This window comes from Methanobrevibacter sp. (assembly GCF_017431965.1).
Classification (GTDB): domain Archaea; phylum Methanobacteriota; class Methanobacteria; order Methanobacteriales; family Methanobacteriaceae; genus Methanocatella.
The window spans coordinates 1-9225 of sequence record NZ_JAFRKB010000007.1 but is presented as its reverse complement, the minus strand read 5'-3'; the positions used below and the strand labels follow the sequence as shown (position 1 = coordinate 9225).

General features: G+C 35.6%; 11 protein-coding genes. 4 read left to right on the top strand and 7 right to left on the bottom strand.

Going from position 1 to position 9225, the window contains the following annotated elements; translation table 11 throughout:
* A partial coding sequence (locus tag IJI93_RS01075; RefSeq protein ID WP_292818635.1) for an alpha-isopropylmalate synthase regulatory domain-containing protein occupies nucleotides 1–1324 on the top strand: 1324 nt, incomplete at its 5' end.
* A 7-nt stretch (nucleotides 1325–1331) separates the two neighbouring features.
* Nucleotides 1332–1823, top strand: a complete 492-nt coding sequence (gene cgi121 / locus IJI93_RS01070) for a KEOPS complex subunit Cgi121 (protein ID WP_292818632.1) — start codon at nucleotides 1332–1334, stop codon at nucleotides 1821–1823.
* Here cgi121 and IJI93_RS01065 read toward each other — a convergent pair.
* The 5 genes from IJI93_RS01065 to IJI93_RS01045 are packed head-to-tail and all read right to left on the bottom strand — an operon-like array spanning nucleotide 1807 to nucleotide 5743.
* Entirely contained in the window at nucleotides 1807–2766 is a 960-nt protein-coding gene (locus IJI93_RS01065) for a DegT/DnrJ/EryC1/StrS family aminotransferase (protein ID WP_292818630.1), read from the bottom strand. The two genes, cgi121 and IJI93_RS01065, sit on opposite strands and share 17 nt — an antisense overlap.
* 1 nt (nucleotide 2767) lies before the next feature.
* The gene (locus IJI93_RS01060; RefSeq protein ID WP_292818627.1) at nucleotides 2768–3940 is read right to left on the bottom strand and encodes a hypothetical protein; all 1173 of its coding nucleotides are present in this window, start codon (nucleotides 3938–3940) and stop codon (nucleotides 2768–2770) included.
* Nucleotides 3941–3986: 46 nt separating this feature from the next.
* A complete protein-coding gene (gene guaA, locus IJI93_RS01055; RefSeq protein WP_292818624.1) occupies nucleotides 3987–4913 on the bottom strand; it encodes a glutamine-hydrolyzing GMP synthase in 927 nt (308 codons plus the stop codon).
* Nucleotide 4914: 1 nt separating this feature from the next.
* Nucleotides 4915–5178, bottom strand: coding sequence for a hypothetical protein (locus IJI93_RS01050; protein WP_292818621.1), 264 nt, complete (start codon nucleotides 5176–5178; stop codon nucleotides 4915–4917).
* The gene (locus tag IJI93_RS01045; protein ID WP_292818619.1) at nucleotides 5171–5743 is read right to left on the bottom strand and encodes a GMP synthase subunit A; all 573 of its coding nucleotides are present in this window, start codon (nucleotides 5741–5743) and stop codon (nucleotides 5171–5173) included. Before IJI93_RS01045 ends, IJI93_RS01050 begins: the two co-directional genes overlap by 8 nt.
* A gap of 144 nt (nucleotides 5744–5887) precedes the next feature.
* On the opposite strand from IJI93_RS01045, the gene IJI93_RS01040 reads away from it, so the two are divergent.
* Entirely contained in the window at nucleotides 5888–6031 is a 144-nt protein-coding gene (locus tag IJI93_RS01040; RefSeq protein ID WP_292818617.1) for a hypothetical protein, read from the top strand.
* On the opposite strand, the gene trxB is transcribed toward IJI93_RS01040, so the two are convergent.
* Together trxB and IJI93_RS01030 are read right to left on the bottom strand one after the other, a co-directional pair.
* A complete protein-coding gene (gene trxB / locus IJI93_RS01035; protein ID WP_292818638.1) occupies nucleotides 6028–6972 on the bottom strand; it encodes a thioredoxin-disulfide reductase in 945 nt (314 codons plus the stop codon). The genes IJI93_RS01040 and trxB overlap by 4 nt on opposite strands.
* Before the next feature lie 17 nt (nucleotides 6973–6989).
* Entirely contained in the window at nucleotides 6990–7676 is a 687-nt protein-coding gene (locus tag IJI93_RS01030) for a TIGR00266 family protein (protein WP_292818615.1), read from the bottom strand.
* Nucleotides 7677–7942: 266 nt separating this feature from the next.
* Here IJI93_RS01030 and IJI93_RS01025 point away from each other — a divergent pair.
* Nucleotides 7943–9225: nitrous oxide reductase family maturation protein NosD (locus IJI93_RS01025; RefSeq protein WP_292818612.1), on the top strand; the 1283-nt coding region annotated here is incomplete at its 3' end.

Below are 9225 nucleotides of genomic sequence, written 5' to 3'. Positions count from 1 at the left end.
TGAAGGTGAAAGACAGTCAATTAAAGAAATCACCCGGCAAGGATTCAATGCTGAAATTCTCAGTTTTTCAAGACCATTGACAGTTGATATTGATTATTGTTTAGAATGTGATGTTGATGGAGTGAATTTGGTCGTTCCCACATCTGAGTTACACATCAAAGACAAATTAAAAACAGACTTTGACAGTCTTTTGGAGTTGTCGAATAATGCAATTGATTATTGTAAAGATCATGGTTTAATTGTTGAACTATCCGCAGAAGACGCTTCAAGAAGTGATGTTGATTTTTTAAAATCAGTACTTGTTAATGCAATCGACCACGGTGCAGATAGAGTTTGTGTATGTGATACAGTAGGTATTTTAACACCTGATTCCTCTTATGAATTGTTCAATCAGTTAAATTATTTGCATTGTCCGATAGCTTGTCATTGCCATAATGACTTCGGACTTGCCGTTGCAAATACCCTATCCGCCATTAAGGGAGGGTCAACTGAAATTCACACCACCATCAATGGTATAGGTGAGAGGGCAGGCAATACCTCTTTTGAGGAATGTGTTGTAAGTATTGATAGGTTGCTTCCCGAATTTTCAACCAACATTAAAATTAATGAGATATATGACATTTCCAAACTAGTTGCCAGGTTAACAGGTGTATATATTCAGCCTAATAAAGCGATTGTTGGGGAAAATGCATTTGCACATGAATCAGGAATTCATTCTGATGGAATAATTAAAAATTCCGCTACTTATGAGGCTATGACTCCGGAACTTGTTGGGCGTACACGCAAATTTGTCATTGGAAAGCACATGGGAACTCATGGTTTAAATAACAGATTAAAGGAATTGGGTTTGGATGTTGACATGACTCAACTTCAACAAATATGTGATAACATTAAGGTTTTAGCCGATAAGGGAAAAACTGTAACTGATGTGGATTTGCAGGTCATTGCTGATAATGTTTTAGAAATCAATCATGAGGATAGAATAAAGCTTAATGAAGTAACTATTGTATCAGGAAATAAGGTAATGCCTACTGCATCCGTTAAAATAACTGTTGACGGAGAGGAAATTCTAAATGCAGGTGTTGGTTTAGGTCCTGTTGATGCTGCAATCAATGCACTCAAATCTTTGGACATATTCAGGGATATTGATCTTATTGAATACCACGTAGATGCCCTTACTGGTGGTACTGATGCATTTATCGATGTGATAATCAAACTTCAAAAGGCTGATAAGGTTGTATCAGCTAGGGGTACCGAACCGGACATTATCAATGCAAGCGTAAAGGCATACATTGCAGGTGTCAACAGATTACTTAGGGATTAGTGTTGCTATGAATATGAATGATTTAAGAATATTGGGGTTTAAGGCACATATTGAGTCTGTTAGTGATACGCTTGATTTAATTGACTCTATTAAAAAAGATGATGAGATTATACAGCTTCTAAATGCAGATGCCCTAGCAGGTGAAAATCACATAATCCACGGAGTTAACCAGGCGTTTCTTGCCTTTGAGCGTGGCGAAAACTTGGCAAAGGATATCAGTGTTGAAATTGTATTGAGGTGTTCTGCGCAGCGCCAGATTTCTAAAGCTTTTAAGATTTTAGGTTTAAAAGAAGGTGAAATGAATTTATGTGCAGTTTTAATTAATTGCGATGATTATACTTGTGAGCTGTCAAAACATTTCACTTTGGATGGCAGCGTTTTAATAAGTGATGTTGAAAAACTAGTTGAAATTTATGATATTTCACAGGATGAGTTAAAAAATAATTCTGTTGATGAAATCATGATTGATAGAATTACAAAACTTAATGTAGATTATTGATTTTCAATTCTTCGATGATTTTATCAAGACGCTCCTTTTCAAGACAATCATATGAAAGGTTTTTTATTTCAATTGCAATGGCTTTCGCTTTCACACGATTATAGTTTGGACAAGTTGTAATAAAACCGCTTTTGTCGAGGGTCAATGATTTTTTCAAATTCCAACTTATTTCTTTTGCATTGTCGGTCGGTATAATTGCATTAACACCCCTCTTATTTTTATGGATGATGTTGGACATGTTGTTTTTTAGATGCTTTGTTGCATTTAATGAAAGTTCCAGATTTTTTCTAACTAAATCGAGTTCACTATCCATACCACTACATATAATATTATTGGTTTTACTTAATTTTTGAGGCATTTTGGTTTTATCAAAAATTTCTCCATTGTTGGTTGTTATGAAACCGCCACTTCCGACATTAATTATTTTCGGCGAACCTGTTGATGCAATGATGATATCTGAATAATTGCCGTTTCCCAATTTTTTTTCCTTATCTCCAATTCCGGCTGAAGCATCCTCTATTGTTGTGATGGAATTGTTTTTACAATATTTGGATATACCTTTCACATCTTGTTCTGCGGTGTATCCTGCAAAACTTGTAAATATTAATGCTGAATTTTCTTTAATATCTAGATTGTCTAATTCAATAGGGTTAATGAGTCCCAAATCTGTTTTAATGGTAATTATATCCTTATTTAAATGTCTGGCAATCTGTTTAAATCCGTGCCAACCTCCTTGATCTGGAATGATTATATCACCCTCAATTGCTGAAAGGGCAATGAATATGCTGTTGTTGCCGCTTGAAGTTATTTCAACGAATTCATGTGAGGTCAATTCCTTAATTTTTTCCTGACATTTAACTTCAAAATCAGCAGTTATTTCGCCTTTTGCAACTTTTGACATTATTTCAAGGGTTTTTTTGGAGGGGGTTTTGAATTTGAACATATTATCCTCTCTTGAAGTACATATCTAGAGTAGTCTGTTTTGTGTGAAGCATCTCATTTAATAATGTTCCCTGTTTTACATATCTGCTAATAGGTATTTTTAATTTTTCTCCGGCATATTTAAGGCAATTTTCCAATGTTTCAAATTCTTTATATGGTCTTATCATTGCTTCTTTAATGTTTTCACGTACATTAAATACTCCTAATGGAACATATCCATCATAAGCTTCTCTTAAAATTAAAAGTCCAGATTGTTTTTTAATGTTTAAAAGGTAATCCAGGACCACCATTTTGGCAGTATAGTAACATCCTCCAACGCGAGAATATTCTTTTTTACCACCATTAGTTTCATAATCTGAAAATATCAATTCCTCATTTTTCATTAATTTAATAAATGCTTCATACCATTCGTATTGCCATTCTGTTGGTGTCAATATGATTATATAATAGTTGTTCAACGCTCCAAACTCAAATACTCTATAAGTATCGAGTTTTTCAAATTTCCTCACTTCCTTTAGAAATTCATCTGCAAGCGTTGTATCGCAGGCTGTAATTGACCATCGTGTTGGAACCAGTTTCCTTTTGTTTTTTGTTCCGATTGCACCCACTGAAAATGCTTTCTGCATTGCTGAGAACGGCACTTCCTTGTTGTGGAGGTTGACAACTGCATCTACTGCCTTCAAGTCAGTATCATAGAATGTCTTTTCAAGCTGACGATCCCATCTGACAGCATCGATGTCGAATTTCTCGATGACTGCACTCGGTCCATGGGGTGTGCTGTCTTCTGTAAGCATGGATCCTGTTGGCCTGCGTCCGAATGTGGCTTCACTGTCGATGGATTTTGATGCGAGGGATATGTCTTGTAATTTTTCAACAAAGGGATTTTCCAAGTCATCTATCTTGATTAATTGTTTGCCTCGCACAAGGTTCATCCTGTAGTTGATGATTTCTTCCTGGGTCTTGTTTTGACCAATCCAGTCTTCAGGAGAGTCCATAATATGAGTGTCTCCCATCTGTGAGCTCATCATTGGTCCTGCATAAACCTTGGGATAAGACCAGCGTCCAATGAAAACTGATGGTGGTGTGGTTCCTTCTAGGTTTTTTCCAACCTTAACAGACTTCATCTGTATTTGTTCTGTCAGTTTGGCAAGGTAAGCATTTTTAGTGGTTTTCATAATTTCTAAAAAAAGTAAAAGTAAATACTATTGATTAAAATAGTATTTAACAGAATTCGATAGTTGCAGGAGGTTTGTCACTGATGGACAATGCAACATGAGTAACTTCAGGTATTTCTGAGGTAATTCTTTTTGAAATGGTTTGAATGAGTTCCCAAGGAAGTTCAGCTACAGATGCAGTCATTGCATCAATTGAATTTACAATTCTAACTACTACAAGGTATCCGAAGTCTCTTTCATCTCCTTTAACACCTGTAACTTTAGTATCAGTTAAAACAGCAAAGTATTGCCATACTTCTTTGTTAAGTCCTCTTGCTTCAACTTCATCACAGACAATTTTGTTTGCTTTTCTGCATATTTCAACGTTTTCTCTAGTCAAATCACCAACAACACGTACCCCAAGTCCAGGTCCTGGGAAAGGTTGTCTGTAGACTGTTGTAGCTGGAAGGCCTAATTCATCACCGATTTCCCGTACTTCATCTTTGTACAAGTCACGGACAGGTTCACAGAGTTCCAGTTCCATTCCGCTTGGAAGCGCTAGGTTGTGGTGGGATTTGATTTCACCTTTGGTTTCAATCCAATCAGGTGCAATGGTTCCTTGAACTAAAAATTTAGCTCCGGATTTTATGGCTTCTCTTTCAAACACTTCGATAAATACTCTTCCGATAATTTTTCTTTTTTCTTCAGGGTCTTCAACTCCTGCGAGTTGGTCCATAAATTCATCGGAAGCGTCAACAAACTTGAAATTCAATCTGTCTTTAAATGTATTGGTTACCTGTTCAACTTCACCTTCTCTTAAAAGGCCATGGTCTACGAAAACAGCAGTTAAATTATCTCCAATAGCTTCTTGAACAAGTACGGAACATACTGAACTGTCTACTCCACCGGATAATGCAATAATTGCTTTTTCATCTCCGATTTGATCTTTGATTTTTTGGATTGCATCTTCAATAAATTCTTTAGGACTTAACATTTTATTCCTCATTTTCTTCATCTTCTTCGTAATCTTCAATAATCTGTTTAATCATAGCTTCGAGACCGTTGTCATTACCTGATTCAATAGCTTCAAAGATATCATCATATTTAACAAATTTTTCTAATTTTACGGATTTAGCTCCAATTCCTGAGATTCTAAATCCATATTCTTCATCACCAATAGGGATATTAATATATTTTCTTTTTAAACCGGCTTTGTTGTCTTGTGCTTTTGTCGCTAAGTCTTGTGGATTATTAATCATTATTACACCTTTTTTGACAGATTTTATAAAAGTTTTCAAAAATTATTGATCCTTTAGGGGTATGATGCACTTCCGGATGGAATTGGATTCCATATACATCCTTGTCTTTATGCTTAAAGGATTCAACATCACATAAGTTTGAACTGGCTAGGATTTCAAAATCCTTAGGTATTGTCTTAACTTCATCTTTATGTGAAGACCAAACATCCATTTCAGGAGCCAATTGGTCAAATAAGTTTTCATCATTATTAATATTAATTTTAACCTGAGCATAACTTTCAGTTTCGGAAGTAGTCACTTCACCACCATATGCTTTTGCAATCAACTGATGGCCAAGGCAAATTCCCAATATCGGAATTTCAAAGTGCTTGATGTATTCCTCACTATTTCCGGCACCTTCGATTGAAGGGCCTCCGCCTAAGATTAATCCGATTGGATTTTTAGCTTCAATTTCTTCAATTGATAATGTATTGGCCACCAATTCAGATGGAATTTTGAGATATTGCAAACTCCTTTGAATTCTGTGGTTGTATTGACCTTTATTGTTGATAACTAAAATTGTCATATTATGCTCCATTAAAATATAATAATATTATTTTTAGTTTTTTTATATATTATATTTATCTATGGGATAATTTGGAATGAAAAAAAAATAAGTTTTTAATTATCTCTTAAAGTTTATATATTACCTTTTATAAATTTGAATTACATGGAATTGAGAGATTTAATATTTGTAATAATTGCAATTTTTGCAGCAGTATTATTGTTAAAAGTGTTCATGTGGTTATTGCCTGTAATTGTAGTGTTGATAATTGCATTTTTCATTTACATGTACTTGCAGGAACGCTATTAGGTCTGCTTAATGTCTGAATATGCGGAAGTTGCAGCCACTGCACCTTCACCGCATGCCACGACCCACTGTTTCAGGCCAACACACACATCACCGACTGCGTAAACGCAGTCAATATTTGTTTTTTGCTCTTTGTCTACTATTATGTGTCCTGATTGATCCAGATTTACATTCAACTGTTTTGCAAGTTCTGTGTGTGGTTCATATCCCACGCTGATGAAAACACCATTTGTTGGAATTTCAGTTAATTCTCCGGTCTTTGTATCTTTCAGGGTGACTGATTCAACCAGCATGCTGCCTTTTATTTCTTCAACGGTTGCATTGTAGATAACATTGATGCCTTCATCTTCAACTAGATTTTGCAGGTGCTTTTGGGCCCTGAATTCATCTCTTCTGTGAACGATTGTTACGTTGGCTCCCAAATTGTTTAGGTAAACAGCTTCCTGAAGGGCGCTGTTTCCTCCGCCAACCATGACGGCATCCCTTCCCTTAAAGAAAAATCCATCACAAGTCGCACAGTAACTGACGCCTTTACCCCTGAATTCCTCTTCGCCTTTCACGTTTAGGGGCCTGTGGGAACTGCCTGTAGCCAGGATGACTGTTTTTGATAGGTAGGTGTCCTTATCGGTTTTGACTGTGAACAGGTCATCTCGGGTTATTTCCAAAACGTTTTCCTGTTCGTGAAGTTCTGTATTTTTAATTGCCTGGTCTCTGATTTTATTGACAAGCTCCAGGCCTGAAATCTTATCAAAACCCGGGTAGTTTTCCATTTCAGGTACTTCACGACCTATTCCTCCGGCCAAATCTCTGTCTATTATTAGGGTTCGGGTCCCTTGGCGTCCGGCATAGATTCCCGCTGTCAATCCGCCGGGACCGGCACCGATAATGATTATATCATATTGTTCCATGTTTTCACCTATCTTTTTAAAAAAGAATTTTAAAATAAACTTTTTTTAATAAATCATTCTGACTTGGTTGTCGGCAGGTAAGGTATGATTGCATCAGCCAGTTTGCTGACGGGCATGGTCTGTATCCATACTTTTCCAGGACCTGTCAGTTTGGTAAAGAATAGTCCTTCACCGCCAAGAATCATGTTTTTAACACCTTTGACTCTTTCAACATCAAAGTCGACGGTCTCTTCCATTGCTGCAACGTGGCCTTGATTTACAAGCAATTTTTCTCCAGGCTGCAGATCATGTTCAATCACTTCTCCGTCAATTTCCAAAAATAGCATTCCGTTTCCGGTAAATTTCTGAAGAATGAATCCTTCACCACCGAACAGACCTGCGCCAAGTCTCTTTTTGAAGTACATGTCGATATCGACACCGTCTTCAGCTGCTAAAAATGCATTTTTCTCACCGATTATTGAGTTGGACCCGTTTAATCTGATAGGGATAATCTTTCCGGGATAACATGCAGAAAATGCAATTTTCTGATTGTCTGATTTGGCAGTAAAGAAATTTAAAAATATTGTATCTCCGGACAATGCTCTTCCAAGGCCTTTTAAAATGCCCCCACCCATGTTTGTGTCCATTTTAATGTCTGAAGTCATGAATGCCATTGCTCCAGTTTCGTCTTTCATTGTTTCCCCTTTCTGCAATGTACAAATTACGCTAGGAAATGAACCTCCACTAATTTCGTATTCCATTTAATATCACCTAATCTTATTATTATTTTAATATCTTTTTATATTTTCGTTTAATATTGAATTGTAATTATGGGATATCACTGACTATTTATCTTTTTTGTTTAATTTGTTTAATCAAAAAGTTTGCTAGAATCTAATTTTTCTTAAAAAAAATATTTCTCTAATTAAAAAAGTTAAAAATATATATTAATAAGTAATATAATTATTATATTAAGGTTAATTAATCAATGATTAATTCTTTCCAATCGACAGTTGGGAGGTGAAATATGAATAGAAAAATGTTTATTGTGATATTGCTTGTACTGACTATTTTCACTTTGAATTACAGTGTTGCTCAGGATGTTGACAGTTCTGCAGATGTGATGTTGCCGTCCACTTCGGATATCCAACTCAATCAGGCTGATTCAAATTCATCAGGATTGATTAAAACGGAAATAGACGTTAAAAGCTACGCTTATTATACTGCTATTGGAGGCACTTTCAAAATCCAGTTGCTTGATGAAAATAAAACAGCAATTGCGAATCAGAATGTGACATTCGACCTTGATGGGGTTACATATCATAGAACTACTGATGGTAACGGGACATCTTCCCTCAAACTCAAAGTAGGCGAGGGGTCTTATAATATCACTACGGCATATCTGGGAAATTCAATTTATGCTCCGTCATCCAAAACTGCTTCATTTACCATCAACAATACTCGAGTTGTTGATGATGGATTATCAAGTTGCGAAATTCAGGACATTATCGATAACGCAAGAGAGAACAATGTCATATTGTTTAATGGGAATAGTTATGATGACATTAATCTGGTTATTAATAAAAGCTTAACACTGATTTCCAATTCAAATACTGTGCTGCAGTCAAGCTCTTCCTGTCCAGTAATCAAGATTCAGGGAAGAGCCGCATCTTTGACAAAAATCAAAGGTTTTACCATTAAAGGTTCTGGCACAGGCATTTTAGTCAATGGCAGTGACTATGTAACCATCTCAAACAATAAAATTACAGCTGGCGAGGGTATTAGTGCATTCGACACCAATTACCTCAATATCACTAAGAACAGCATTGTTGAAAACGGTAAAAATGGTATTGTCGTTTTAAATGATAATTACACGTATATTACTGATAACACCATTTCCAATAATGGCGATACAGGTATATTGATATCAAAATCAAACAATACTTACATTTATTCTAATTCCATAAAAAGCAATAAGTATTATGGTATTTCAGCTGTAGATGCTATTGGCGGTGTCAAATATGGTGAAGGTCCTGAAAATCTTCAAATTGTAGCAAACGACATCAGCAAAAATGAGGATACTGGAATTGACATTTATCATGTAAAGGACAATCTTAAAATAATTGGAAATAATATTGATTCAAATAAATATTATGGAATTGCAATGAATGATGTCGGCAGTAATTTAATCCAGTCAAATGTAATTTCTAACCATAAACGTATAGCAATACAATTCACTGATGAATATACAAGGCCAGATAATCAGGAAATTAGTTATAATGCTTTTGTTCTCAATAACAAACATATAGA

Coding starts and splice junctions, on each gene's coding strand:
- cgi121 (WP_292818632.1), top strand. CDS start 1,332: ATGAATATGAATGATTTAAGAATATTGGGGTTTAAGGCACATATTGAG.
- IJI93_RS01065 (WP_292818630.1), bottom strand. CDS start 2,766: ATGTTCAAATTCAAAACCCCCTCCAAAAAAACCCTTGAAATAATGTCA.
- IJI93_RS01060 (WP_292818627.1), bottom strand. CDS start 3,940: ATGAAAACCACTAAAAATGCTTACCTTGCCAAACTGACAGAACAAATA.
- guaA (WP_292818624.1), bottom strand. CDS start 4,913: ATGTTAAGTCCTAAAGAATTTATTGAAGATGCAATCCAAAAAATCAAA.
- IJI93_RS01050 (WP_292818621.1), bottom strand. CDS start 5,178: ATGATTAATAATCCACAAGACTTAGCGACAAAAGCACAAGACAACAAA.
- IJI93_RS01045 (WP_292818619.1), bottom strand. CDS start 5,743: ATGACAATTTTAGTTATCAACAATAAAGGTCAATACAACCACAGAATT.
- IJI93_RS01040 (WP_292818617.1), top strand. CDS start 5,888: ATGGAATTGAGAGATTTAATATTTGTAATAATTGCAATTTTTGCAGCA.
- IJI93_RS01030 (WP_292818615.1), bottom strand. CDS start 7,676: ATGGAATACGAAATTAGTGGAGGTTCATTTCCTAGCGTAATTTGTACA.